General features: G+C 68.6%; 22 protein-coding genes and 1 pseudogene. 10 read left to right on the top strand and 13 right to left on the bottom strand.

Annotated elements, in window-relative coordinates:
* The 3 genes and pseudogenes from IG74_RS0140680 to IG74_RS0140670 form a co-directional block, all read left to right on the top strand.
* A pseudogene (locus IG74_RS0140680) lies at positions 1-1,252 on the top strand (export associated protein); the annotation flags it as partial.
* Between the two features lie 295 nt (positions 1,253-1,547).
* Positions 1,548-2,555, top strand: a complete 1,008-nt coding sequence (locus tag IG74_RS0140675) for a TerC family protein (protein WP_030687946.1) — start codon at positions 1,548-1,550, stop codon at positions 2,553-2,555.
* Positions 2,556-2,723: 168 nt separating this feature from the next.
* The gene (locus tag IG74_RS0140670; RefSeq protein WP_030687943.1) at positions 2,724-3,824 is read left to right on the top strand and encodes a calcium:proton antiporter; all 1,101 of its coding nucleotides are present in this window, start codon (positions 2,724-2,726) and stop codon (positions 3,822-3,824) included.
* Positions 3,825-3,841: 17 nt separating this feature from the next.
* Here IG74_RS0140670 and IG74_RS0140665 read toward each other — a convergent pair whose 3' ends face one another.
* Both IG74_RS0140665 and IG74_RS0140660 read right to left on the bottom strand, forming a co-directional pair.
* The gene (locus tag IG74_RS0140665) at positions 3,842-5,104 is read right to left on the bottom strand and encodes an MFS transporter (RefSeq protein ID WP_030687941.1); all 1,263 of its coding nucleotides are present in this window, start codon (positions 5,102-5,104) and stop codon (positions 3,842-3,844) included.
* Between the two features lie 95 nt (positions 5,105-5,199).
* A complete protein-coding gene (locus tag IG74_RS0140660; RefSeq protein WP_030687940.1) occupies positions 5,200-6,267 on the bottom strand; it encodes a S66 family peptidase in 1,068 nt (355 codons plus the stop codon).
* Positions 6,268-6,467: 200 nt separating this feature from the next.
* Here IG74_RS0140660 and aroQ point away from each other — a divergent pair, with 200 nt between their 5' ends.
* Positions 6,468-6,929, top strand: coding sequence for a type II 3-dehydroquinate dehydratase (aroQ, locus tag IG74_RS0140655; protein WP_030687938.1), 462 nt, complete (start codon positions 6,468-6,470; stop codon positions 6,927-6,929).
* A gap of 33 nt (positions 6,930-6,962) precedes the next feature.
* Here aroQ and IG74_RS0140650 read toward each other — a convergent pair whose 3' ends face one another.
* Together IG74_RS0140650 and IG74_RS0140645 are read right to left on the bottom strand one after the other, a co-directional pair.
* The gene (locus IG74_RS0140650) at positions 6,963-7,619 is read right to left on the bottom strand and encodes an MBL fold metallo-hydrolase (RefSeq protein WP_030687932.1); all 657 of its coding nucleotides are present in this window, start codon (positions 7,617-7,619) and stop codon (positions 6,963-6,965) included.
* Between the two features lie 20 nt (positions 7,620-7,639).
* Positions 7,640-8,347 carry a maleylpyruvate isomerase family mycothiol-dependent enzyme gene (locus IG74_RS0140645; RefSeq protein ID WP_030687930.1) on the bottom strand — a complete coding sequence of 236 codons (708 nt, stop codon included), beginning with the start codon at positions 8,345-8,347 and terminating at the stop codon, positions 7,640-7,642.
* A gap of 221 nt (positions 8,348-8,568) precedes the next feature.
* On the opposite strand from IG74_RS0140645, the gene uvrA reads away from it, so the two are divergent.
* Together uvrA and IG74_RS0140635 are read left to right on the top strand one after the other, a co-directional pair.
* Positions 8,569-11,652: an excinuclease ABC subunit UvrA gene (gene uvrA, locus IG74_RS0140640; protein ID WP_037826961.1), complete on the top strand. Its 3,084-nt coding sequence runs from the start codon at positions 8,569-8,571 to the stop codon at positions 11,650-11,652.
* 206 nt (positions 11,653-11,858) lie between these two features.
* Positions 11,859-12,650, top strand: coding sequence for a crotonase/enoyl-CoA hydratase family protein (locus IG74_RS0140635; RefSeq protein ID WP_030687927.1), 792 nt, complete (start codon positions 11,859-11,861; stop codon positions 12,648-12,650).
* A gap of 42 nt (positions 12,651-12,692) precedes the next feature.
* Here IG74_RS0140635 and IG74_RS0140630 read toward each other — a convergent pair whose 3' ends face one another.
* Positions 12,693-13,259, bottom strand: a complete 567-nt coding sequence (locus IG74_RS0140630) for a YceI family protein (RefSeq protein ID WP_037826950.1) — start codon at positions 13,257-13,259, stop codon at positions 12,693-12,695.
* A 112-nt stretch (positions 13,260-13,371) separates the two neighbouring features.
* On the opposite strand from IG74_RS0140630, the gene IG74_RS0140625 reads away from it, so the two are divergent.
* Complete coding sequence (locus IG74_RS0140625; protein ID WP_030687925.1) at positions 13,372-14,232, top strand: helix-turn-helix domain-containing protein; 861 nt, start codon at positions 13,372-13,374, stop codon at positions 14,230-14,232.
* A gap of 91 nt (positions 14,233-14,323) precedes the next feature.
* Here the strand turns inward: IG74_RS0140625 and IG74_RS0140620 are convergent, their stop codons facing one another.
* Positions 14,324-15,253 (bottom strand): carbohydrate kinase family protein, encoded by a 930-nt coding sequence (locus tag IG74_RS0140620; protein ID WP_030687921.1) that lies wholly within the window; start codon positions 15,251-15,253, stop codon positions 14,324-14,326.
* A 186-nt stretch (positions 15,254-15,439) separates the two neighbouring features.
* Here IG74_RS0140620 and IG74_RS0140615 point away from each other — a divergent pair, with 186 nt between their 5' ends.
* A complete protein-coding gene (locus IG74_RS0140615; RefSeq protein ID WP_030687920.1) occupies positions 15,440-15,862 on the top strand; it encodes a Rieske (2Fe-2S) protein in 423 nt (140 codons plus the stop codon).
* A 56-nt stretch (positions 15,863-15,918) separates the two neighbouring features.
* On the opposite strand, the gene IG74_RS0140610 is transcribed toward IG74_RS0140615, so the two are convergent.
* Positions 15,919-16,863, bottom strand: a complete 945-nt coding sequence (locus IG74_RS0140610) for a hypothetical protein (protein WP_030687919.1) — start codon at positions 16,861-16,863, stop codon at positions 15,919-15,921.
* Positions 16,864-17,130: 267 nt separating this feature from the next.
* On the opposite strand from IG74_RS0140610, the gene IG74_RS0140605 reads away from it, so the two are divergent.
* Positions 17,131-17,814: a papain-like cysteine protease family protein gene (locus IG74_RS0140605; RefSeq protein WP_030687918.1), complete on the top strand. Its 684-nt coding sequence runs from the start codon at positions 17,131-17,133 to the stop codon at positions 17,812-17,814.
* Positions 17,815-17,819: 5 nt separating this feature from the next.
* Positions 17,820-18,734, top strand: a complete 915-nt coding sequence (locus tag IG74_RS0140600) for a hypothetical protein (RefSeq protein ID WP_234334613.1) — start codon at positions 17,820-17,822, stop codon at positions 18,732-18,734.
* A 13-nt stretch (positions 18,735-18,747) separates the two neighbouring features.
* Here IG74_RS0140600 and IG74_RS0140595 read toward each other — a convergent pair whose 3' ends face one another.
* From IG74_RS0140595 to IG74_RS52485, 6 genes are all read right to left on the bottom strand, one after another.
* Positions 18,748-19,515, bottom strand: a complete 768-nt coding sequence (locus IG74_RS0140595) for a helix-turn-helix domain-containing protein (protein ID WP_030687914.1) — start codon at positions 19,513-19,515, stop codon at positions 18,748-18,750.
* A 605-nt stretch (positions 19,516-20,120) separates the two neighbouring features.
* The gene (locus tag IG74_RS0140590) at positions 20,121-20,516 is read right to left on the bottom strand and encodes a DUF3168 domain-containing protein (RefSeq protein WP_030687912.1); all 396 of its coding nucleotides are present in this window, start codon (positions 20,514-20,516) and stop codon (positions 20,121-20,123) included.
* A complete protein-coding gene (locus IG74_RS46735) occupies positions 20,513-20,806 on the bottom strand; it encodes a DUF5403 family protein (RefSeq protein ID WP_037826946.1) in 294 nt (97 codons plus the stop codon). The genes IG74_RS0140590 and IG74_RS46735 overlap by 4 nt, the downstream gene beginning before the upstream one ends.
* Positions 20,806-22,203, bottom strand: a complete 1,398-nt coding sequence (locus IG74_RS0140580; protein WP_030687910.1) for a phage portal protein — start codon at positions 22,201-22,203, stop codon at positions 20,806-20,808. The genes IG74_RS46735 and IG74_RS0140580 overlap by 1 nt, the downstream gene beginning before the upstream one ends.
* Positions 22,196-23,491, bottom strand: coding sequence for a hypothetical protein (locus IG74_RS52490; RefSeq protein WP_158857997.1), 1,296 nt, complete (start codon positions 23,489-23,491; stop codon positions 22,196-22,198). Before IG74_RS52490 ends, IG74_RS0140580 begins: the two co-directional genes overlap by 8 nt.
* Positions 23,492-23,829: 338 nt before the next feature.
* Positions 23,830-24,189, bottom strand: a complete 360-nt coding sequence (locus IG74_RS52485; RefSeq protein WP_158857995.1) for a hypothetical protein — start codon at positions 24,187-24,189, stop codon at positions 23,830-23,832.
* Between the last annotated feature and the right edge of the window lie 525 nt (positions 24,190-24,714).

The raw sequence follows: 24,714 nt of genomic DNA, 5'->3' as shown, positions 1-24,714 counted from the left end.
GGCCCAGCCGGGCCCGCCCGCGCCCGGCGACGGCGGCCCCGTCAACTACACCCACCCGCGCCGCCAGACCAGCGCGCCCCCGCCGCCCCCGCCCGCCGCACCGGCGGCCGCGCCCGGACAGCCCGCTCAGCCCGTCGCGGGCGACGCCACCGGCTGGTCCCTCGAGGAGCGCCTCTACAACCAGGTGTGGGGCATGTTCGAGGACCTGGCCCGCTCCACGGCGGCGTACCGCAGCGCCGTCGACTTCGCCGACTCGCGCATGGAGCAGGAGCTCGACAAGGTCCTCTCCGACCCGCGCAGCCGCATCGGCGGCGCGGGTGACGCCGCGCGCGAGACGGCCCGCGCCAAGCACGGCGACCTCGTCGACCAGGCCAGGGCCGCGCTCGACCGCGACCTGGGCCAGCTCGCCGCCGAGGCGGACGTCGTGGAGCCCGCGTTGCCCCCGGCCTTCGCCGACTGGTCGAGCCCCGTCTGGCACGCCTACCGCGCGCCCATGGAGATCCCCATGGCCGTGCGCCTCGGCGGGCTCCAGCTGCCGGAGCGCCCGGAGCTGCGCATCCCCATGCTGGTGCGGCTGCCTCTGGAGCGCGGTCTGTGGATCGACAGCGGCCGCTCGGGCGCCGACTCGCTCGCGGACGCCGACACCCTGCGCCGCCTCGCCCTGGACAGCGCCGTCGCGCACGCGGCGCGGCTGCTGGCCGTCTATCCGCCCGGCGAGTTCACCGTGCACGTCATCGACCCGGCGGGCACCGGCGCGGCCGCGCTGGCCCCGCTCGTGACGTCCGGGGCCCTCGACGAGCCGCCCGCCTCCGGGGCCGCGGGCACCGGCGCCGTCCTCACCAAGCTCACCCAGCGGGTGGACCTGCTGCAGATGGCCGTCCGCGGCGGCGTCACCTCGTCCCTGCCGCCGGACCTCGACACGGGCGAGCACCTCCTGGTGGTCAACGACTTCCCGCACGGTTTCGACGACCGCGCCGTGACCCAGCTGCGCTACCTGGCCGACGAGGGCCCGGCTGTCGGCGTCCACCTGATGATGGTCGCCGACCGCGAGGACGCCCGGGAGTACGGCCCGCTCCTCGACCCGCTGTGGCGCGCGCTCCTGCGGCTGACCCCGGTGCCCGACGACCACCTCGCCGACCCCTGGGTGGGTCACGCGTGGACGTACGAGCCGCCGCTGCCGCCGTCCGGCAGCGAGGTCCTCCACCACGTCCTGGCAGGCGTGGGCAGGGCCCGGCGCACGGGCAGCCGCTGAGTCATCCGCTGACGCGCGAGGGCGTCCCTGGCGAGTGATGCGTAAGTCGACTAAGTGACCGCTTGCGGTTCTGACCTGGTCATTTGGTAGCCGTTTGCCGTGGCCTTTACCAAACCTTGGTCTTTCGCGTAGGCTTCTCCGTGCGGAGGGGAGTACTCCCGTACGCGACGTGCCCGTCAATACGGACCGCCATCGGTCCCGGGGCGTCGGCCCGGCAGGCACCGAGGGGGCCCGGGTGGAAGAGACCTCCGGCAGCGACGACGCTGATCAGTAGCCGTACGACGCCGGAGGCGCAGTGGACGTTTCTATGACCTTGTGGGTGACGACCGTTCTCGGTCTGTGTGCCCTGATCGCGGTCGACTTCTTCATCGGGCGCAAGCCGCACGATGTGTCGATCAAGGAAGCCGGTATCTGGACGATCGTCTGGATCGTCCTCGCGGCGCTCTTCGGACTCGGCCTGCTGATCGCGGGCGAGAGCCAGGCCTCGGGTGAGTTCTTCGCCGGCTTCATCACCGAGAAGTCGCTGAGCGTCGACAACCTCTTCGTCTTCATCCTGATCATGGCGAAGTTCTCGGTGCCCTCACACCTCCAGCAGCGCGTGCTGCTGTTCGGCGTGCTGATCGCCCTGGTCCTGCGAGCGATCTTCATCGCCGCCGGCGCCGCGGTCATCGCCAACTTCTCCTGGGTCTTCTACATCTTCGGCGCCTTCCTGATCTACACCGCCTGGAAGCTCATCCAGGAGGCGCGCGCCGACGAGGAGGAAGAGGACTGGGAGGAGAACCGCCTCCTGAAGTCCATCGAGAAGAAGTTCGGCGTCTCGGACCGCTACGAGGGCACGAAGCTGTTCGTCCAGAAGAACGGCAAGCGCATCATGACGCCCCTGATGGTCGTCATGCTCGCCATCGGCACCACCGACGTGCTGTTCGCGATGGACTCCATCCCCGCGATCTTCGGCCTCACCCAGGACCCGTACATCGTCTTCACCGCCAACGCCTTCGCCCTGATGGGTCTGCGGCAGCTGTACTTCCTCATCGGCGGCCTCCTGAGGAAGCTGGTCCACCTCAGCTACGGCCTGTCGGTGATCCTCGGCTTCATCGGCGTGAAGCTGGTCCTGCACGCCCTGCACGAGAACGGCGTGCACGTCCCCGAGATCTCCATCCCGGTCTCGCTCGGCGTCATCTGCGGTGTCCTGGTGATCACGACGATCACCAGCCTCATCGCCTCCAAGAAGCAGCAGGAGCGCGAGGCGGCCGCCGCGGCGACGGGCAAGGACGACGCCCCGAAGGACAGCATCGAGGCGTAACCGCTCTCTCCGTAGAGAGGTAGTACGAAGGCGCCCCTCTCCGTAGGGAGCGGGTACCGCCGAAAGGAACCACCGGAGCGGTGCACAGTCCACGACTGTGCACCGCTTCCGCATAGAGAGGAATGTATGGAGTCGCGGCCCTCCCGCGCGCGGGGCAGCATCGAAGACATGATCCCTAGACTCCGGGCCATCGCCTCGCGGTGGACAACCGCAGTGCCCGCTCTCGGAGTCGTCCTGCTCGCCTGCACCTGGGGGCGGGACCTTCCCGGTGGCATCGTCGCCCTGGTGACGGTGGTCCTCGCCGGGGCCGTGCTCGCCGCGGTGCACCACGCCGAGGTCATCGCGCACCGCGTGGGCGAACCGTTCGGCTCCCTCGTCCTCGCCGTCGCCGTGACGATCATCGAGGTGGCCCTGATCGTCACCCTGATGGCCGACGGCGGCGACAAGAGCTCCACCCTGGCGCGCGACACCGTCTTCGCCGCCGTGATGATCACCTGCAACGGCATAGTGGGTCTGTGCCTGCTCACCGCGGCCCTGCGGCACCGCGTCGCGGTCTTCAACCCCGAAGGCACCGGAGCGGCCCTCGCGACGGTCGCCACGCTGGCCACGCTCAGCCTGGTCCTGCCGACGTTCACGACGTCCAAGCCGGGCCCGGAGTTCTCCACCTCGCAGCTCACCTTCGCGGCCCTGGCCTCGCTCGTCCTGTACGGCCTGTTCGTGGCGACGCAGACCGTGCGCCACCGCGACTACTTCCTGCCGGTCACCAAGGAGGGCGAGGTCCGCGACCCCGACGACCACGCCGAGGTCCCCTCCGCCCGCACCGCCATGATCAGCCTCGGGCTGCTCGCGCTCGCCCTGGTCGGCGTCGTCGGCCTCGCCAAGGGCGTGTCGCCGACCATCGAGTCGGGCGTCGAGTCCGCGGGCCTGCCGCACGCCGTCGTCGGCGTGATCATCGCGCTGCTCGTGCTGCTCCCGGAGACCATCGCGGCCGTGCGCGCCGCCCGCCGCGACCGCGTGCAGACCAGCCTGAACCTGGCCCTCGGCTCGGCGATGGCCAGCATCGGCCTGACCATCCCCGCCGTCGCCATCGCCTCCGTGTGGCTGACCGGACCGCTCGTGCTCGGCCTCAGCTCGACCCACATGGTGCTGCTCCTGCTCACGGTCGGCGTCAGCACGCTCACCGTCGTGCCGGGCCGGGCCACCCTCCTGCAGGGCGGCGTCCACCTGGTGCTCTTCGCGGCCTATCTGGAGCTGGCCATGAACCCGTGAGCCCAGGGCGGTGCCCGTCACCCGGTGACCGGCACCGCCCGGCTCGCGGGCCGCGTCTCCGGCAGCAGCGCGAAGCAGCCGAGGCTCAGCAGCGCCACGCCCGTCAGATACGCCGCCACGCCCCAGGGCGTGCCCTCGCCGCGCGCCATCGCGGTCGCCACGATCGGCGTGAGCGCGCCGCCGAGCACCCCGCCGAGGTTGTAGCCCACCGAGGCCCCCGTGCAGCGCACACGCGGCTCGTACAGCTCCGGCAGATACGCCGCGACCACGCCGAACATCGCCGTGAACGCGATCAGGGCCACCAGGAAGCCGAGGAACATCAGCAGCGGCTGTCCTGTCGCCAGGAGCGCCACCATCGGGAACATCCACAGGGCGAGCGCCGCGCACCCGAGCAGGCACAGCGGACGCCGCCCGTAGCGGTCCCCCAGGTGCGCGGACACGGGCGTCAGCGCACCCTTGGCGACGACGGCCGCCATCACGCACGCCAGCATCACCGTGCGGCTCACACCGAGCCGCTCCACTCCGTAGGCCAGCGACCACGTCGTCACGGCGTAGAACACCGCGTACCCGACCGCGATGGCGCCCGCCGTGAGCAGGACGAGCCGCCAGTGGCCGCGCAGCACCTCCGCGAGCGGCACGCGCGCGGGCTCGCGTACCCCCAGGAAGTCCGGGCTCTCCTCCAGGGAGGCGCGCAGCGCGAGCCCGGCCGCCGCGAGCAGACCCGCCACCCAGAACGGAACCCGCCATCCCCAGGAGGCGAACTGCGCTTCCGTGAGCATCACCGAGAGCCCCAGGGTGATGCCGTTGGCGAACAGGAACCCGATCGCGGGGCCCATCTGCGGGAAGCTCGCCCACAGCCCGCGCCGCTCGGCGGGGGCGTGCTCGGCCGCCAGGAGCACCGCCCCGCCCCACTCACCGCCGAGCCCCACGCCCTGCACGAAGCGCAGGACGAGCAGCAGCAGGGGAGCGGCGACGCCGATCGACTCGTACGTCGGCAGGCAGCCGACGGCGACGGTGGCGAGGCCCGTCATGAGCAGCGAGACCACCAGGACGGGCCGTCGGCCGTGCCGGTCGCCGACGTGCCCGAAGATGACGGACCCCAGCGGCCGGGCGACGAAGCCCACCCCGAACGTCGCGAACGCGGCGAGCGTCCCCGCCAGGGGCGAGAACGTCGGGAAGAACAGCGGCCCGAGCACGAGCGCCGCCGCGGTGCCGTACACGAAGAAGTCGTAGAACTCGATGGCGGTCCCCGCGAGCGCGGCGGCGGCGAGCCGCGGCAGCGACGGAGCGGCACCGGTCCGGGGGTTCGACGGAGAGTCACTGGTGTGCACGGTGCGTCAACCAGGCGCCGTGCGGGGCGGTTACGGGAAGCGCTTCAGTACGTGACCGTAATGCGCCTCTCCGAGCCGTCCACCCGGATCACGCCCCCATAGGGGATCACGTACTGCGGATCCGTGTGCCCCAGGTCCACGTCGAAGACCGCCATGGTGTCCGGGGCGTACGCGTCGAGCGCGCGGAGCACCGCCGCGCGCTGTTCGAGGGCGTAGCGGGTCCGCTCCTCCGGGCCGTTGGGCCGGTCGAAGCTCCAGCTCTTCGCGCGGCCCATGACGAGCGCGCCGAAGCGGGCGAGGAGCCCGCGCTCGCCCATGTTGCGCAGGATGCGGAACACCTCGGCGGCGGAGGGCAGTTCCTCGGACGTCTCCAGGAAGAGCACATGACCGTCGTACGCGGCCGGATCGGAGGCGATCTCGCGGTCCGCCATCAGGAGCCAGGACAGTACCTCCAGACTGCCGCCCCAGGTGCGCCCCTCCACGACCCGCTCGGCCCCTTTGGGTAGGCGCCAGGTCCAGCCCTCGCCCGGTTCGGTCGCCGGCTCGTCGACGAACGTGTCCGGGTCGTCCCAGGGGACGTCCATGACCCGGAAGCGGTCGGCGGGGACCACTTCGTAGGGGCCCGGTACGAAGAGGGCGGCCCGAAGGGAGTCGGCGGTCTGCCGGGCCACGGCTCCCGGCCGCCCCAGCTCGCACATCACGGACGCGCCGTGGAAGCTGACGACGCCCGTCTGCCACAGGAAGGCGTGCAGGACGGTGTTGTCGCTGAACCCGAAGAACGGCTTCGGGTGCGCGCGGATCAACTCCCGGTCCAGGAACGGCAGCAGGGTGATCTGGTCGTCGCCGCCGATGCTCGCGATGACGGCCTTCACCGTCGGGTCGGCGAACGCGGCGTGCAGGTCGTCGGCCCGCTCGCGCGGCGAGGCGCCCATCTTGCGCGTCGTGGGGTACTCCACCGGCTCCAGGTGGAACTGCCCCTGGAGGCGCGCGAGCCCGAGGTTGTAGGGCAGCGGGAAGAGCTCCGGCAGTCCGGAGGACGGCGAGACGACCGCCACGCGGTCACCGGGCTGGGGCTTCGGCGGGTACTGGGGCGGTACCACGGACGGCGTCATGCCCGGCAGCGTACGTCGGTCCGCCCGGCACCCGCACCGCGATAACCGGCACCCGCACCGCGAGAGACGGCCCGTGCCGCAGCGCGGCCGACGGCCCGTGCCGCAGCGCGGCGGACGGCCCCCGGCACACCGTGCCGAACGGCCCCTGACGCGCCGTGATAGACCGTCTGTGAGCAGCCGCCCGACGCACGGAGGTCCCTGTGCCCCACACCCTCGCCACCGCCCCGATCATGATCCTGAACGGGCCCAACCTGAACCTCCTGGGCAAGCGGCAGCCGGAGATCTACGGCACCGACACGCTCGCCGACGTGGCCGCCCGGTGCGCCGAGGCGGCCGCGGCGCACGGCGGGACGGTCGACCTCAGGCAGTCCAACCACGAGGGCGAACTGGTGGACTGGATCCACGAGGCGCGCGAGCACCACGTGGGCATCGTCATCAACCCCGCCGCCTACTCCCACACGTCCGTCGCGATCCTGGACGCGCTCAACGCCTGCGACGGCATGCCGGTGGTGGAGGTCCACATCTCCAACATCCACCAGCGGGAGCCCTTCCGGCACCACTCGTACGTCTCGCAGCGCGCCGACGGCGTCATCGCGGGGTGCGGGGTGCAGGGGTACGTGTTCGGCGTCGAGCGGGTGGCCGCGCTCGTGGCGCGGGGCTGACGGCGGCGCCGGGGTCCGGCGCCGCCCACCGGTTCACCAGCCGCGCTCGCGCCACTCCGACAGGTGCGGGCGCTCGGCGCCCAGCGTCGTGTCGTCGCCGTGCCCGGGGTAGACCCAGGTCTCGTCCGGAAGCGTGCCGAAGATCTTCGTCTCGACGCCGTCGATGAGGCTCTTGAACCGCTCCGGGTCCTCCCACGTGTTACCGACGCCGCCGGGGAAGAGGCAGTCGCCCGTGAAGACGTGCGGGTGGCCGTGCGGGTCGTCGTAGACGAGCGCGATCGAGCCCGGGGTGTGGCCCACAAGATGGCGCGCGGTGAGCGAGATCCGGCCGAATTCGATCGTGTCGCCGTCGTCCACGAGGACGTCCGTCGGCACCGGGATGCCCTCGGCGTCCTCACGGCCCGCGTACGTCCGCGCGCCCGTCGCCCCGACGACCTCCTCCAGGGCCTGCCAGTGGTCCCCGTGCTGATGCGTGGTGACGACGGCCGCGATGCCGTCGCCGCCGATCAGGGTCAGCAGGGTCGCGGACTCGTTCGCCGCGTCGATCAGGAGCTGCTCGTCGGTGGCCCGACAGCGCAGCAGATAGGCGTTGTTGTTCATCGGCCCGACCGCGACCTTCGAGATCATCAGGTCCCGCAGCTCGTGCACGTCCGCGGGTCCACCGACCTTCACCGCTCCGCTGTACGTCATGGAAGTCAGCCTAATCCGTCCTACAGAGGGGGCAGCGAGGGGAGCGGGCCACCCTCGACGGTCAGGGCGGCGGTGAGCTCCGCCGGGTCGCGGCGGCCCGCGAGCCAGCCGAGCAGAGCGGGGGCCGGGCCACTGACCGTGACCTCCGGCTTCTCCCCGCTCTCCTGGACGCGGCCCGTGCTCCACGCGCGCGTGCCGTCGGTGACACGGGTCGCGGGGACGCCGGCCTTCCCCAGGAAGCGGTCCGTGAGGAAGTCGATCTCGCGCTCCACGAAGTCGGCGGGCAGGTCCTCGAGCTCGTACCCCACGCCCAGGTCGACGTGGTGCAGCTCCATCTCGATCCAGCGCCGGAACGGCACCCGGGACGCGGAGTCCGTGACGCCGTTGCGCAGCTCCACCGTCCGGGACCAGTCCGCGGGCCGGTCGGCCTCGTCCTGGAAGCGGGCCGCGGAGAGCCGCAGGTCCTCGATCTGCTCGGCCAGCGGGCGCGGCGCGCCCCGCTCGATGTCGCCGTCGCGGGCCTCGGCGCTCGTGTACATGGGGCGGCCTGCGAGAACGTTCACCAACGCGTCGGCGTTCCGTGCCAGGTGGGTGAGGACGTGGCCGCGGCTCCAGCCCGGAAGCCGTGACGGCTCGGCGGTCGCGGCGTTGTCCCATGCGGAGACTGCGCTCAGCAGCCTTTCGGTCGCGTCACGTACAGACGCCAGGTCGCGCACATGATCAATCATGGGCCAGACGATAGCCCCGCCACACGTTCGGGTGAAGGCGGTGGAGGACCCCCTCAAATCGAATGTCCGTGCTATACGCTCGGTAGCAGCATCGGGCACTCTTGATGGTCCGGGTTTCACCAACCACAGGATCCGGCCCGTCGTTGTCAGTGGGTCGCCCTAGTCTGTGAAGGACGGGGGCCCCGCCCCTGTCACTTCTCTCAAGAAAGGTGCGGACCGGCGTGGCCGACCGTCTCATCGTCCGTGGCGCGCGCGAGCACAATCTCAAGAACGTCTCGCTCGACCTCCCGCGTGACTCCCTCATCGTCTTCACCGGTCTGTCCGGGTCCGGCAAGTCCTCGCTCGCGTTCGACACGATCTTCGCCGAGGGTCAGCGCCGGTACGTCGAGTCCCTCTCGTCGTACGCGCGCCAGTTCCTCGGCCAGATGGACAAGCCGGACGTCGACTTCATCGAAGGCCTCTCGCCCGCGGTTTCCATCGACCAGAAGTCGACCTCGCGCAACCCGCGCTCGACGGTCGGCACCATCACCGAGGTGTACGACTACCTGCGCCTGCTGTTCGCGCGCATCGGCAAGCCGCACTGCCCCGAGTGCGGCCGCCCGATCAGCCGCCAGTCGCCGCAGGCCATCGTCGACAAGGTCCTGGAGCTGCCCGAGGGCAGCCGCTTCCAGGTCCTGTCGCCGCTGGTGCGCGAGCGCAAGGGCGAGTTCGTCGACCTCTTCGCCGATCTCCAGACGAAGGGGTACAGCCGCGCGCGGGTCGACGGCGCCACCATCCAGCTCTCCGAGCCGCCCCAGCTCAAGAAGCAGGAGAAGCACACCATCGAGGTGGTCGTCGACCGCCTCACGGTCAAGGAGAGCGCCAAGCGCCGCCTGACCGACTCCGTGGAGACCGCGCTCGGCCTCTCCGGCGGCATGGTCGTGCTCGACTTCGTCGACCTCCCCGAGGACGACCCCGAGCGCGAGCGCATGTACTCGGAGCACCTGTACTGCCCGTACGACGACCTGTCCTTCGAGGAGCTGGAGCCCCGCTCCTTCTCGTTCAACGCGCCCTTCGGAGCCTGCCCCGACTGCACCGGCATCGGCACCCGCATGGAGGTCGACCCCGAGCTGCTCGTCCCGGACGAGGAGAAGTCGCTCAATGAAGGCGCCATCCACCCCTGGTCGCACGGCCACACCAAGGACTACTTCGCCCGGCTCGTCGGCGCCCTCGCCGACGCGCTCGGCTTCTCCATGGACATGCCGTGGGCCGGCCTCCCGCAGCGCGCCAAGAAGGCCCTGCTGTACGGCCACAAGACCCAGATCGAAGTCCGCTACCGCAACCGGTACGGTCGCGAGCGGGTCTACACCACCGCCTTCGAAGGCGCCGTCCCCTTCGTCAAGCGGCGCCACTCCGAGGCCGAGAGCGACTCCAGCCGCGAGCGCTTCGAGGGCTATATGCGCGAGGTACCCTGCCCCACCTGTGAGGGCACGCGTCTGAAGCCGATCATCCTGGCCGTCACGGTGATGGGGAAGTCCATCGCCGAGGTCTCCGCGATGTCCATCAGCGACTGCGCGGACTTCCTCGCCCAGCTGAAGCTGACCGCCCGCGACAAGAAGATCGCCGAGCGCGTCCTGAAGGAGGTCAACGAGCGGCTGCGCTTCCTCGTCGACGTGGGCCTCGACTATCTGTCGCTGAACCGCGCCGCGGGCACCCTCTCCGGCGGCGAGGCCCAGCGCATCCGCCTGGCCACCCAGATCGGCTCCGGCCTGGTCGGCGTGCTCTACGTCCTCGACGAGCCCTCCATCGGCCTGCACCAGCGGGACAATCACCGCCTCATCGAGACGCTGGTCCGGCTGCGCGACATGGGCAACACCCTCATCGTGGTCGAGCACGACGAGGACACCATCAAGGTCGCCGACTGGGTCGTCGACATCGGCCCCGGTGCGGGCGAGCACGGCGGCAAGGTCGTGCACAGCGGCTCCCTGAAGGAGCTGCTCGCCAACGACAAGTCCATGACGGGCCAGTATCTGTCGGGCAAGAAGGAGATCCCGGTCCCCGACGTGCGCCGCCCCGCCGACCCGAGCCGCCAGCTCACGGTGCACGGCGCCCGGGAGAACAACCTCCAGGACATCGACGTCTCCTTCCCCCTCGGCGTGCTCACCGCCGTCACGGGCGTCTCCGGCTCCGGCAAGTCGACCCTCGTGAACGACATCCTGTACACGCACCTGGCCCGGGAGCTGAACGGCGCGAGGTCGGTCCCCGGCCGCCACACGCGCGTGGACGGCGACGACCTCGTCGACAAGGTCGTCCACGTCGACCAGTCGCCCATCGGCCGCACCCCCCGGTCGAACCCGGCGACGTACACCGGCGTCTTCGACCACGTCCGCAAGCTCTTCGCGGAGACCACGGAGGCCAAGGTCCGCGGCTACCTCCCCGGACGCTTCTCGTTCAACGTGAAGGGTGGCCGCTGCGAGAACTGCTCCGGCGACGGCACCATCAAGATCGAGATGAACTTCCTCCCGGACGTGTACGTCCCGTGCGAGGTCTGCCACGGCGCGCGGTACAACCGCGAGACGCTGGACGTGCACTACAAGGGCAAGTCCATCGCCGAGGTCCTCGACATGCCCATCGAGGAGGCGCTCGACTTCTTCGAGGCGGTCCCCGGCATCGCCCGTCACCTGAAGACCCTCCACGAGGTGGGTCTCGGCTACGTCCGCCTCGGCCAGCCCGCGCCCACGCTCTCCGGCGGCGAGGCACAGCGCGTCAAGCTGGCGAGCGAGCTGCAGAAGCGCTCCACGGGCCGCACGGTCTACGTCCTGGACGAGCCGACCACCGGTCTGCACTTCGAGGACATCAGCAAGCTCATCAAGGTCCTGTCCGGCCTCGTCGACAAGGGCAACACGGTCATCGTCATCGAGCACAACCTCGACGTGATCAAGACAGCCGACTGGGTCGTCGACATGGGCCCGGAGGGCGGCAGCGGCGGTGGCCTCGTCATCGCCGAGGGCACCCCCGAGCAGGTCGCCGGAGTCCCCGCCAGCCACACGGGCAAGTTCCTGCGGGAGATCGTCGCCGCCGACCGCATCAGCGACGCGGGCCCGCCTCCGGCACGGCGCACGCGGAAGAAGGCGGCCGTCGCGGCCACCTCCGCCCCCGCGAAGAAGACGGCGACGGCCAGGACGACCAAGACCGCCGCCACCAAGAAGACGGCGGCCGCCACCAAGGGCGCCGCTGAGAAGGCCCCCGCGAAGAAGGCCACCACCAAGAAGGCGGCCGCGAAGAAGGCCCCTGCGAAGAAGGCGACGCGCAGCCGCAAGGCCTGACCGAGCGGGCCGCAGGGCCCGACCGTGCCCAGGCCCCAGGGCCGGGCCGCACACCAGGGACGTGCCCTCCGTAAGGACGGCGCGTCCCTGGCTTGTCGCGCGGCGCGCCCCCGTGATCGGCTGGGGCGGCCAGGACCGATCGTGCCCGGTGCTTGGAGGCGTATGACCACCGGGGAGCCTGTACGACCACCAGGGAGACGGACGACATGCCCACACCCGCAGCGCCCGCCGTCCGCACCGAGCGGAGCGGACCCGTCACCACCGTGGTTCTCTCCCGCCCGGACGTGCGCAACGCCGTCGACGGACCCACCGCCCGCGCCCTCGCCGACGCCTTCCGCGCCTTCGACGCCGACCCGGACGCGTCCGTCGCCGTCCTGTGGGGCGAAGGCGGCACCTTCTGCGCGGGCGCCGACCTCAAGGCGCTGAACACCCCGGACAGCAACGACGTCGCCGAGGTGGACGGCGTGCACGACGGCCCGATGGGGCCGACCCGCCTCGCGCTGACCAAGCCCGTCATCGCCGCGGTCTCGGGGCACGCCGTCGCGGGCGGCCTGGAGCTCGCCCTCTGGTGCGATCTGCGGGTCGCCGAGGACGACGCCGTGCTCGGCGTGTTCTGCCGCCGCTGGGGCGTGCCGCTCATCGACGGCGGGACGGTACGGCTGCCCCGGATCATCGGGGAGGGGCGCGCCATGGACCTGATCCTCACCGGGCGCCCCGTGGACGCCGCCGAGGCCCTCGGAATGGGCCTCGTCAACCGCGTCGTACCGAAGGGCACCGCGCGTGCCGCCGCCGAGCGGCTGGCCGCCGAGATCGCCGCGTTCCCGCAGACCTGTCTGCGGCACGACCGGCTCTCCGCCCGCGAACAGCACGGGCTTCCCGAACAGCAGGCATTGGCGGGCGAGTTGCGGCACGGCCTGCACGCGCTCGCCGAAGCGGCCGAAGGCGCCGCCCGGTTCACCGCAGGAGCGGGACGGCACGGCGCCTTCGGCGACGGCTGAACGACGGCTGAACGACGGCGGCAACAACAGCGGAGGCCCGCCCTACGCGTCGCCCTTCCCGGGCTCCAGGAACTGCATGTCCAGCTGGATCTTGACGACCTCGCCGAGCATCCCGGGCGCGAAGGAAAGCCCGTACTCGCTGCGCCGGATCTCACCCGTCGCCTCGAAACCGGCGTGCCGGACGTCGCCGAACTCGCCGAGCCCGCCGAACTCCACGGCGAGCGTCACCGGACGCGTCACCTCGCCGATGGTCAGCTCGCCCTCCATCGTCCAGTCCTCGCCCGCGCCGTGGAGGCGCGTCGAGCGGAAGACCATCGTGGGGCGGCGCTCCACGTCGAGCAGGTCGGACGCGCGGACGTGCGCGTCACGGTCCGCGTTGCCGGTGTCGATCGACGCCAGCTGGATCGTGGACGTCACGGAACTGGTCTCCAGGGTCTCGCCCACGACGAGCTCCGCGTCGAACTCGGCGAAGCGGCCCCGCACCTTGGAGATGCCCAGGTGGCGGATCGTGAAGTTCACCGCGGAGTGGAACGGATCGATGGCCCAGCGGCCCGCGGGCAGGGGAAGAGGGGTGGTGGCAACGGCGGCGTCAGTGGTTTCGAAGCTCATGCCGACCACTCTGGGGCGGGCCGGAAGGCGGAGGAAGGCCGGGCTGAGACTGGTAGTGACAGGGCCACGATCAGGGCCCGCGACCGGCACGGCCCCCTGATACGTTCGCGGGGTGAGCGACAACGAGTTGGGCGCCTTCCTGCGCACACGCCGGGAAGCCGTCACTCCCACCGAGGTCGGCCTGCCCAGCGGGCCGCGCCGGCGCACCCCCGGGCTTCGCCGCTCCGAGGTCGCCACGCTCGCGGGCATCAGCGTCGAGTACCTGACCCGCCTCGAACAGGGCCGCGACCGCAACCCGTCGGCGCAGGTGCTCGGCGCGCTCGCCGACGCGCTGCGCATGACCATCGAGGAGCGCATCCATCTGCGCCGTCTCGAAAAGGCCAGCAACGGCGCCGAAGGCCCGTGCTGCTCGGCGGCCCCGCCCCCGGCCAGGGAAGTGCGCCCGACCGTGCGGGCCATCGTCGACCGCCTGGAGCCCACCCCGGCCGTGCTGCTCAACCGGCTCAGCGACGTCATCGCGTACACGACGGGCTACGAACGCGTCGCCCGCCCGCTGGGGCTGCTCGACGGCGACCGGCCCAACCTGCTGCGGTTCGTCTTCACCGACGAGCGGGCCCGCACCGCCTTCCCCGAGTGGGAGCGCGTCGCCGACGAGCAGATCGCGCACCTCAGAAGCGAATCACCGATGATCGACCCCCATGTGGTGCAGCTCGTGGACGAGTTGACGGTCCTCGCCGGAGCGCCGTTCGCCGATCGCGTCCAGGCCGTGCCCGGCGTGCCGCGCCGCAGCGGCGTGCAGCGCCTCGCCCATCCGCAGGTGGGCGTGTTGCGGCTCGCGTACGAGTCGCTCGCCACGCCCGACGTCGACGGGCAGCGCCTCCTGGTGCACCTCCCGGCCGACGACGCCACGTCGGCCGCGCTCGACCGGCTGAACGGCCGCCAGCCGGGCGGCCTGCGCGCGGTCAGTGGCTGAGGCGAGACCCACCGGCGCACGCACCCCACCGACCCACGCACCCCACAGACCCACGCGAGCACGCGTAGGCGGTGTCGGCGTGCCCTACGCCCTACGCGTCCACCTCCGCCGCGTACGGCGGCTCGGCGCCCGCCCGTGAGCAGGTCACGGCCGCCGCGCGCGCCGCGAACCGCAGGACGTCCGCCCACGCCCCGGCGTCGAGCCCGGCCACGGCGTCCGCCGACAGCGCGTCCCGGGCGGCCAGACCGTGCAGCAGCGCGGCGTTGACCGTGTCGCCCGCGCCGATCGTGTCCACGACGTCCACGGGGACGCCCGGCACGCTGACCTCGCCGCACGCGCGCGTGAGCACCGACATGCCCGCGCCGCCCCGCGTGACCACGACGGCGGCGGGCCCGGACGCCAGCCACTCCTCCGGCGTGCCGCCCAGCCACCGCGCGTCCTCCTCCGACAGCTTCAGGAGCGCCACCGACGGCAGCCAGCTCTTGAAGCGGGCGCGGTAGGCGTCCGCGTCCCGGATGAGCCCGGCGCGGATGTTGGGGTCGAGGGCCGTGAACACGCCCTCCGCCGCCGCGCGCCGCATCAGCTCCTCGTACGCGCTCGCGCCCGGCTCCAGGACCATGGAGCAGGTCCCGAAGATCATGGCCCGGACACCGTCGGGAAGGCGGTCGGGCGCGGCGAAGAGCCGGTCGGCCGTGCCGTCGACGTAGAAGGAGTAGCCGGCCGAGCCGTCCGCGGAGATCGAGGCCACGGCCAGCGTCGTCGGCTCGGCTCCGCGCTGCACCGACGAGACGTCGACGCCCGCCGCCCGCAGCCGGGCGAGCAGGGCCTCGCCGAACGCGTCGTACGAGATCCGGGAGCAGAAGGCGGCGGGGGAGCCGAGGCGGCCGAGCGCGACCGCGGTGTTGAAGGGGCCGCCGCCGAGCCGGGGTGCGAGCGGGGCGAGCCCCGCACCTTCGCCCGCGGGCGGACCGGCGTCCTGCGGAACGAGGTCGATGAGGGCTTCACCTGCGGCGACTATCACTGAGGGATCCTTTCCTGCGCTCCGCTTGCGCACAGGCTAGAGCCTGCGCGAGGGGCCGGACCGGGACGGGCGGCACTCGGTCACGGCTCGGGCCGACACGGTCACGCCCGTCCCTGTCGCGGTCCCGAAGGTCCGTAACGGTAGGGTCTGCCCCGTCGCCAAACCCTCCTGACCTGTGGAGACCTCATGTCCGGCACCCCCCACGCCCGTCGCGCCGTGCTGCGCGCGGCCGCGCTCGTCCCGGTCGCCGGGCTCGGTCTGACGGCCTGCTCGTCCGGCGACGGCAACGGCAACCGCTCGGCGCCGACCGAGCCGGTGGACCTGGGCGCGGCCGACGAGGTTCCGGTGGGCGGCTCGAAGCTGTACACCGACCACAACGTGGTGGTCAGCCGGATCGCGGACGACGAGTACAAGGCGTTCAGCACGATCTGCACGCACGCGCGGTGCCCCATCAACAGGCTCCAGGGCAGCAAGCTGATCTGTCAGTGCCACGGCAGCCAGTTCGACGCGAAGAACGGCAAGGTGCTGCAGAAGCCCGCGGTGGCTCCCCTGGAGGAGCTGCCCGTGAAGGTGGCGGGCGGCAAGATCGTGGCGGGCCCCGGAGCCTGAGCGGGGCCAAGGGGCGGGGCCTGGTCCGCGGGGCCGGGTGCGCCGGGCCGCGGCGCTCACTCCCAGTCCCACTCGATCCCGATGATCCCGGCCCGCACCTGCGGCTCCACGAGGTGCACCGACCGGTGGCTGCCGCTCAGCGTCAGCTCCTGGCGGCTCGCGCGCGGGGCGGCCGTCGAGTGCTGCGTGAAGCGGTGGCAGCGCACGGGCAGGGCGCCCTTGGCGAAGCGGACCTGGAGGGCGTACTGGCCGCCCGCAAAGCTGAAGCCGCGAAAGTACTCGCTGCTCGCTCCGGCCGTGCCGTCCTCGAAGCCGTAGCGGAACATGTGCGTCTCGCCGGTGCGCAGGCGCGTGTCGAAGAGCAGCTCGGCGACCAGGACGCCGGTGTCGTGGTGCCAGCGGACGCGCCCGGTACGGCAGTTGTCCAGGGCGAGGACCCGGGTGCGCTCGGGCGCGCAGCCGGGGTCGCCGTGGTGGATGGCCACGTAGCGGTCCACGCCGTCCCGGTGCGCGCGCACGACGTGCTCCGAGTCGCGGCCGAGCAGCTCGCGGTCCGCGCCGATGCGGACGCGCTCGTGGTGGCCCACGGTGTGCAGTCCGCCGTCGAGCGGGGACCCCAACTCGGCCAGGAGGGCCTGCAGGACATCGGCCGCCTCCACCAGGGAGCGGTACGAACGGGCGGGCGGCCGATCCCCGTCGGGGCCCTCGTCGGCACGCGCGAGCAGCCGGATCAGTGACTCCTCGGGAAGGTCGAGTATCTCCTCCAGAGCGCGGACGGCCCGCAGCGACTCGGCGCGCTGCGGGCGGCGCGCGCCCTGCTGCCAGTAGCTGAGGCTGGTCACCCCGACGCTGACGCCGTGGCGCGCGAGATGGTGGCGGACGCGTTGCAGGGGCAGTCTGCGCGCGGCGATCGCCGCGCGCAGCGCGACGTGGAAGGGGCCGGTGCGCAGGGCGGAGGCGAGCTCCGCGGGGTCGGTGTCCGCGAGGGGAGGGGCGGGCAGGCGGGTGGGGGGATGCGTGGGGGAGGGCGCGGGCCGCACCGCGGGTCCTTTCTGTGAACGTTCACACAGGCCGTGGGTGTGTACGCGCTGATCGGAGCGGGCGACCAGGTGAGCGTACGGCCGGTGTTCACAGGGGTGGGCTGTTGTTCACGGTTCCATCAACTCCGCATTGAAGCGCGTTGACCGGAAGTCAACAAGGCTTGATGCTCAATCCAGCGTCCGGACGCGTTCCTCCACCTCAAACCCCCACTGCTCGGGAGGACCGCGATGCACCACAGATCCAGCAACTCCAGTCGGCGGAGACGGCTTTCCGCCCTCGCCGTCGCCGTGACGGCCGTGCTGGCCGTACCGACGGCCACGGCCGCGGCGGCCCCGCACGACACCTCGGCGGCGCGCTCCGTAGCGTCCGCGGCGTCCTCCGTGTCGAGCCCGGCGGCCGGCGCCCGCGCCGCCGCCGACCCGTCCGTCCTCGCCGCCAAGCGCCTGAACATCACCATGCAGGCGCAGCAGAAGACCAACTGGTGCTGGGCGGCGGCGGGCAACACCATCGCCACCTACCTGGGCAAGAACTACTCCCAGAACCAGTTCTGCAACGCCGCGTTCAACCGCAGCCAGAACACCGAGTGCCCCAACAACCAGGCCACCCTGGGCAACGTGCAGAACGCCCTGGGCTGGATGGGCATCAACCGCGGCTCGTACGTCACCGGCTGGCTGCGCTACGACACCGTGCAGGCCGAGGTCAACGCCAACCGCCCCGTCGAGACCCGCATCCAGTGGTCCAACGGCGGCGGCCACATGCACACCATCTACGGCTACGACACCGCTAACAGCTGGGTGTACTGGGGCGACCCGTGGCCGTCGAGCGACCGGTACAACTGGGCGTCGCACTCCTGGTACGTCAACAACAACACCTTCTCCTGGACCCACTCGCTGTACCGGATCGGGGCGTGAGCGCGATGACCCGTCACCTGCCCCGCGTCTCCGTAGAGAGCCGTTACGCCAGTGGCCGCCTCCTGAAGGCCGCGCTCGCCGGTTCCGCCGCCGCGCTGCTGCTCGGGCTCGCGGCGCCGCACGCCACCGCCGACTCGGGCCCCGCGGCGCCACCCGCGCCCTCCGAGGCCACCCGGGGTGCCGCCCACGACGCGGCCGAGGCCCCGAAGACCCTCGACACGCTCTCCCGGTTCTTCGCCCGCGACGGGGCCGTCAGCAAGGCGAAGGCCGCGCCGCGCGTGACGGGGGAGCGGGCCGTACCCGTCTACTACATGTCGCCCGACTTCGTCGCGGGCAAGCGGGGCGCGCCGATCGCCCGCATGGAGTTCCTCGCCAGCGAGGCGGTCTCCTCCGACGGCCAGAAGGCGTCGCTGTGGACGGCCGAGCAGGCCGGCTCCTGGCAGGTGGTGAACATAGCCACCGGGAACGACGAGACGCGCTACGCGCGCGTGGGTGCCGACAAGCTCCCCGGCGGCACCGTCTTCCTCGAACCGCAGATCAACGCCTGGTACGTACAGAAGGGAGAGCGGGTCCTTCCGCTCGACCGGGACGCGATACGCGCCGTCGGGAAGAACGGCACCACGGTCGCCGCCTACCAGCGGCGGGTGCACAAGGCGTACGGGGACAAGCTGCCGGGGTCCGCGTACGCGAAGTCCGGCAAGGCCGGAGGCTATGACAAGCCCGGGGCCGCGCCCGGCTCCCGCCCGGCCCCCCCCGCCCCCCCCCGCCTGCCCGCCCCGCCGGTACGTCCCCCGCCCGCCCCGCAGGGGCGGGCGGGTCGTCCCGGTCGGGCCGCGGGGATGTCACACCCCGCCAGTAGGCTGTCCGACATGGCCGACCCGTCTGTCTACAAGATCACCATAATTCTACCTTCGCGGTGATCCGACACAGACCCTACTCAGGGGCGCGAGACCAACTCTCCAAAGCAGCCTTGCTAGTTGACTTGTCCAGAAGCCGCAGTTCCCACGGCCCCGTGTTCACATCAAAGTCCTTCCCGAACCCGACCCACTTCCCGGCCATCCGTCGCCCGGTCGGCTCGACCAGAAGCTGAATAGCCCCGTGATACCGGGCCCCCTGGTAGTAGCCATCCGTGGCCGTCTGCTCCGTCCACGAACCCGTGACCACGTTCCGGTCAACGGTCAGATCCAGGTGAATCGGACTGTCAGGGTTGCTGGACGCCCCAGGCAGGCTCTCGACCGTCAGCCGGTTCCCCCGATGCACCACCAACACGTGATGAGCAGCCGTGAACGTCTGCTCCCGGCTAGAGCTGAAGAACTCGTACCGGCTGAGCCAGATACCCGAGAAGTCCTCTCCCTGGGGCTGTGCGGCCGTCTCAGCGTCCCCCACGGGCTGAGAGACACCCTCGGCCCCAGAGTCCATGTCATGGCCTCCTGCGCCGTCCTCGTGGACCCGGGAAGCGAGAGCGAACCCTAGAGCTTCCACCGGTCGCCCCGTGGCCTTTTCCAGAGCACGCGCGTACGCCGGACGACAGGTGCGAGTCTGGCCCGACTCCCACCGCTGTACGAGCCTCTTGGAAGCGTCGTTGGGCTCCCCGAGAGCCTTGCCCGCGTCCCTGACTGCCTTGGCGAACTCGTCCTGAGAAAGGCGCATGCCGATGCGTACGGCGCGCAGAACATCGTTTGCCTGAACCGTCGTTGTCATGATCCGAGGCTAGACCCGTGACCGGCGTAATGACACCGGTTTGACGCCCCCGTACGTCGCCAGAGTGACGCCCCATGGACGCCCCGTCTGTCGTCGCAGTGACCGGCCGTCCTGCGGACCCTGGTCACCATGGCCCCCAAGACTCAGACGTACCCCGACCCCATCCCGGTACAGCTCCCCATCGACCCATGGCTGTATGACTGTGCGCCTCAGCGCGACTGTGCCCACTGCTCGCACTGGTACCGCAAGCGGCAAGCCGCACTCAGAGCCCGGAACGTCACCGAAGCCTGCCAGGCAGCGAGCAAGGTTCGAGACCATGACGCGGGACTCCACACGGGGCCGGTGTCCAAGTGAAGGCACCCACGTTCACCACGCTCCAGGACTGCAAGGAGTGCAGGAAGCCAAAGAACTACGGGCCACGAGACCAACGCTGCGATTGCGAGGAATGATCACACGGCCCGGACCCCGCCGTGACCGCCCCACCAGGACCCCCGACCTGGTGGGGTTCTTCTATGTCGAGTTGAGAACTGAAAACGGACATAACCGCAGGTAGAATCCCTGGCCGGCTCACCCAACTCGGATCAACGAAGGTAGGAGTGTGCTCCCTACCGAGTGATGACGTTGTAGGTCGCGTACCGCACGAACGGCGAACCCTCGTTCTCCTGCGTCAGAGGAGACGGCGCGCTGATCTCCGTCACCTTGCCCATACGACCCTTGGCGGTCGAGAACTGGGCGGCCTCAGCCGCGTACAAGGCATCACGGAGAGCCTGCCCCAGCTCCGCAGCCTCAGAGAAGCGACCGCCGAACACGCGGAACTGATACGTGCCCTGGTCCACCTCCCCCGGAGAGGCAGCGACACCACCCGTGCGCTTCAGGTACACAGTCGGCTCTACCGGCAGCTTCCCCGGGGCCACAAGCAGAACCTTGACCCCCTTCAGGTAGTGGTCGAGAGCAGCCTTAATGATCAGCTCCCCGACAGGGAGCGAACGCGTACGCATCACGTCACCCCCTTCGCAGCCTCAATAGCCCCGTGCCCGTCCACCCAACGACCCGTCTTGTGGTCCTTGTGGCCGTAGCTCTTCTCCAGAGACAGCGGGTCAGCAAAGTTGATGTAGTAGTCCACATCGCCCTTACTGACGCTGATACCGGCCACAAAGGCGCCACTCTTCGAGTGCGGTTCTGCCACGGCGTGAGCCCTAGCGGCGCCGCGCTCAGCAACAGCCCTCATGGCATCGTCAGCGAAACCCTGCTGTGCGATCCACGCGTCAAGGTCCGGTCGTACCTCAGCCATTATGCTGCCTCCTTCTCGCCCTCAGACTTGCGGTGATCTTCCTCGATCTGCTTAACCGCACGCTGACCCTCTTCGGTATAACCAAACCAGCGGTTAGCCATGGAATGCTTATCCTCATCAGAGAAGTCCTTGACTTCCTGAATCTGGTCAGCAGTGAGCTTCCCCGCAGGGATCAGCTCTACCAGGACCGAAGTCGGGAAACCAATGCTCTTCAGGTTCATCAAACCCTGATACAGGGCCAGCGGGTCATGGGCCGTGTTGTCGTACCAAACCACCGTGGCGTCATGCTTAAACGCAGACGTGACATAGCCAGCCGCGAACTCGGCAAGGTTCAGGACCGTAGACCAGGCGCGGCCAAAGGCGCGCTGACGGTCGGCGACCTTCTGGTTAAGGTCCTTCTCCGCAAACTCCAGAGCATCACCCGACACGTTCACCATATCGGGGCTCATGGCACGCATAGGCAGAGACGACCTCGCGGCGAACTCCTTGTACGTCAGCTCAATGGATTCCTTGTAGCCGCGCGTGTCCGTCTGCGGGAAGTCTCCAAACTTACCCGGCTGGTCATTCGAACCATCCGACTTAGCGACCCAAACAGCATTAGGGCCAGGCTTCAAAGACCCAGGCTTGATGTCCATGTTGATGGCGTACTTCTGACGGAACGCGCTGTACTTACCCGCCGTCGCCATATCCAGATGCAGGGACGTGAGCCGCTCCTGAATCGCGAACAGAGGCTCAACCTCAGACATAGGCGGCTGAGACTCGGAAAACGACTCCTGGTTAACAAACCGCACGACAGGGCAAACGCCAAGCCCGTGCGCATACTCCTCAACCAGCCTGTACTGGTCACCCGCCGAATCCGCTTCACCAAGGAACACCTTGACCGACTCGGCATCAACGACGGTCCACTCTTCAAGGTCCGGCTCACCATCGTTATAGACCTTGGTCTTGAAACCGGCCAGCATCGGAAAACGATCCTGCGCCCGCTGGTAGATCGCAGTCATCTGCATAGGCGTAAAAGCCTTGATAGTCGGTCCGTCCTCACCCCGAGGCATAACCATCACAAACGAAACACCGTAAGTCAGTGCGCCACGGTGAACAAGGTCCTGATGATCCTGCATACCGTTCCTGACAAACAGCTCCCAGCCCCTAGCGTCCTCACCGGACTTAGGGTCACGGAAGCCAACCACGTTCAGCCGCTCGCCAATGGCCTCAACAACCTTCGGAAGCCAATTGGTCTGAGACTGCTTAACAATCGAAACCCACTCGCGCTTAAGCTCCTGCGGAACCCAAGGCATCGGGTGAAACCCATTCATCCGGGAGTCAATGCGGGACAGTCGCCCGTACTCCCTGCTGCGGAACTCCCGCAGCTTATCTATCGCGTGCTTCTTCTCAGTCATTATCTGTAGTCCATTCATACGTACTTGCCGTCATCACCCCACGGGGCTTAACTCCCTGTTCGATGACCTTCTGTCGGGCCTCCCACGCCAAAATCAAAGCGTGAGCAGCATCAACTTTCTTAGGAGAAAACTTGGTTCGCTTACCCGGGAACACCATTGCCGGACGCCCCCGAGCCTGCTTCAACAGCCGCACCGCATTCAAACAATGCGCCTGGAGAAGTGAGCCGCTAATGCGGATCGTGCGGCGCGCAAACGCATCCACCACGAGCTCAGCCGTCTTCATGAAGTTGTAAGACAAGGCACCCATGTTGTAAGCCACCGCGCACGTACCCGAAGCACGTACAGCCCGCTTACCCTTACGGTGAATGATCGGGGCCATAAGGTCCTCAGACCATTTAGCAACCATGGCTTCACACTTGTAGGCATCAGCGAAGAATGCCTGTACCTCGTACTCCTCGAAGCACCGGCGAACCTCAGCGTCAATCTCGCCAAACGGATGCTCGTAATCGTCCTTAGCCTTCTCAGGGCGCGTCCAGACGGCCACCTCGTGGCAGATATCCGAATCAATCTCGCAAGCCACAAGCGCAACAGCATCATTGTTCTCTGCACCATCAAAGCCAAGCGCAATACGCGAGCCGGCGAGTAGCTGACGGTCATTCAGAGTTGCCCGTTTAACCCACGCCGGGCGAATCCACGCGTCACCACCATCAACAACCTGAGACAAATGGAAACGCCTAAGCCGCTCGGTCGTAATACGACCCTCCATGTATGCCTTCGCGTGATCCTCTACCGGCGCCCACGGGGCATCTTCATAAGCTTCACGCAGACCGGCAAGAAGCTGCTCAGGGTCAGAGAGATCAACCTCTTCCGGAGCCTGCCTCACCGCGTACAGCACCGACAGAGGCTTACTCTCACGCTTAGCCTTCGCCACCTTGTCGTAAAGCGTCTCCATCACAGAATCAAGGCCAATTTGGTGCGCATTCGACGTAGACAACGGGCGACACTTGTTGTCCCGCTTCGTCTTCTGAGCGTTCCCGCTCATCGTCTCGTAGACCTCTTTAGCCTCAGGCAAATGCCAATGGTGGATCTCATCAAAGAGAATCGCTGAAGGCTCATGGCCTTCCTGCGACTTACCAGAGGCCGTTACCGTGTAAATCTCAGCCGACTTAGTCTTGTCCTTATAGGACACCTTCGACGACGTAACGTCGATACCGAAATAGTCGGCAGCCTCGCGAGGCAGCATCGAACGAAGCTGCTTCATCGTGTTCTGAGATTGCTCCCGCGACACGGCAGCAATCTGAACTAGAGCCTTATCCCCGACCGGCTTAGCCAGAGGCCTACCGGTCTCAGGGCACCACCTATCGAACCTGACAGGGGCCAGGAACTCGGCCCAGCAATAGGCGGCAGCGAACGGAGTCTTACCTACACCCTTCGGACCGGCACTGACCCCTTCGTCCCAAATGAAGCGGCCGTCATCGTCAATCGCATACCACCAGCGGAGAAAGTGCTTCTGTCCCGGGGTGAACTCCCACGGCTTCCCCTCATGCCGAAGAAACATTCGGCACCACTGAAAAACGTACGGGGCAAGAGTGTGCTTAGGTCGCTCCTCAGGGAGCGTCCCCCATATCACCAGTCCCCCGGTTCCGGAATAACCTCAAAAGGCTTCATGGCCTTATTTGCATCATCCCAAGCAACCTCTTTAGCGAGCACCTGCCGCAAATTGGTTTCAACGTCGTTAATGTCCTTAAGAAGAGGGTGGGAAACCCAAGAATTCTGAGTACCCTTAAAGGCCGTATAGCCCAAGCCTTCCTTCTTCAGGTCCTCATTCACAGCGGCCTCAAGCTCGCGAATACGGCGAGCGAGACGCTTCCGATGGGCCGAAAACGGGTTAGTTTTAGCCATGTTTTTAACCCCCTTCCAGGGCAAAAATCGTTGAGAATACTGGGCAAGAGCCACCCGCACACGCGGAAAAAACACCCCGAGCACACGATTTACTATGACGTCTTGGTCAAGGGGCCCCTGTTGGGGGGGGCGGGGAGTCGGTGGGGGTGCCTTGAATTCAGGACTCTTTTGCGTACGCGTAGTAGAGCGGGCGAAGCTTTTGCTTCATTTCGATGAATTGTTCTTTGCTTTTTGCTTTGAAAAGCATTTTGTGAACTTCGTTAAAGAGTTCGTTGTCTGTGTCGCTATCGCTGTGTAGTGCTGCACTGCCTATCATGCTGTGTGCGATAGCTCTGCTATATCGCTGTGTGCTGCTGCGTGCATTGGATATTGGTGTGATAGTGCTGTGTAGTCTTTGATTGAGGCTTAAAGAGCGAGAGCTTTTGTCTTGCTTCCTTTAGCGTGCTCTAGTGACTCGCACTGCATAGTGAGTGATGCTGCCTGTTGTGTCGATGCCAGCAATAGCCTTACCGGTCTCGTACCAGTAGGGGTTATCGGAGAGCGGGTCAGGCTCAATCTCGTACCGTGGGTTTTCGGCACCTTCGGGCAGGTTCTTGAATGCCCGGGGCT

It is taken from the genome of Streptomyces sp. NRRL B-1347 (genome assembly GCF_000720325.1).
In the GTDB taxonomy this organism is placed as follows: Bacteria; Actinomycetota; Actinomycetes; order Streptomycetales; family Streptomycetaceae; genus Streptomyces.
Note: the sequence above shows the minus strand (reverse complement) of the source record. Positions and strands in the feature narration are given on the sequence as shown.

Bases quoted from the DNA above. Each gene is read 5' to 3' on its own strand.
- IG74_RS0140670 (WP_030687943.1), top strand. From the start codon at position 2,724: ATGATCCCTAGACTCCGGGCCATCGCCTCGCGGTGGACAACCGCAGTG.
- IG74_RS46735 (WP_037826946.1), bottom strand. From the start codon at position 20,806: ATGGCTGAGGTACGACCGGACCTTGACGCGTGGATCGCACAGCAGGGT.
- IG74_RS0140660 (WP_030687940.1), bottom strand. From the start codon at position 6,267: ATGACGCCGTCCGTGGTACCGCCCCAGTACCCGCCGAAGCCCCAGCCC.
- IG74_RS0140630 (WP_037826950.1), bottom strand. From the start codon at position 13,259: ATGAGCTTCGAAACCACTGACGCCGCCGTTGCCACCACCCCTCTTCCC.
- IG74_RS0140615 (WP_030687920.1), top strand. From the start codon at position 15,440: ATGTCCGGCACCCCCCACGCCCGTCGCGCCGTGCTGCGCGCGGCCGCG.
- IG74_RS0140600 (WP_234334613.1), top strand. From the start codon at position 17,820: ATGACCCGTCACCTGCCCCGCGTCTCCGTAGAGAGCCGTTACGCCAGT.
- IG74_RS0140650 (WP_030687932.1), bottom strand. From the start codon at position 7,619: ATGACGTACAGCGGAGCGGTGAAGGTCGGTGGACCCGCGGACGTGCAC.
- IG74_RS0140605 (WP_030687918.1), top strand. From the start codon at position 17,131: ATGCACCACAGATCCAGCAACTCCAGTCGGCGGAGACGGCTTTCCGCC.
- IG74_RS0140645 (WP_030687930.1), bottom strand. From the start codon at position 8,347: ATGATTGATCATGTGCGCGACCTGGCGTCTGTACGTGACGCGACCGAA.
- IG74_RS0140595 (WP_030687914.1), bottom strand. From the start codon at position 19,515: ATGACAACGACGGTTCAGGCAAACGATGTTCTGCGCGCCGTACGCATC.
- IG74_RS0140580 (WP_030687910.1), bottom strand. From the start codon at position 22,203: ATGACTGAGAAGAAGCACGCGATAGATAAGCTGCGGGAGTTCCGCAGC.
- IG74_RS0140635 (WP_030687927.1), top strand. From the start codon at position 11,859: ATGCCCACACCCGCAGCGCCCGCCGTCCGCACCGAGCGGAGCGGACCC.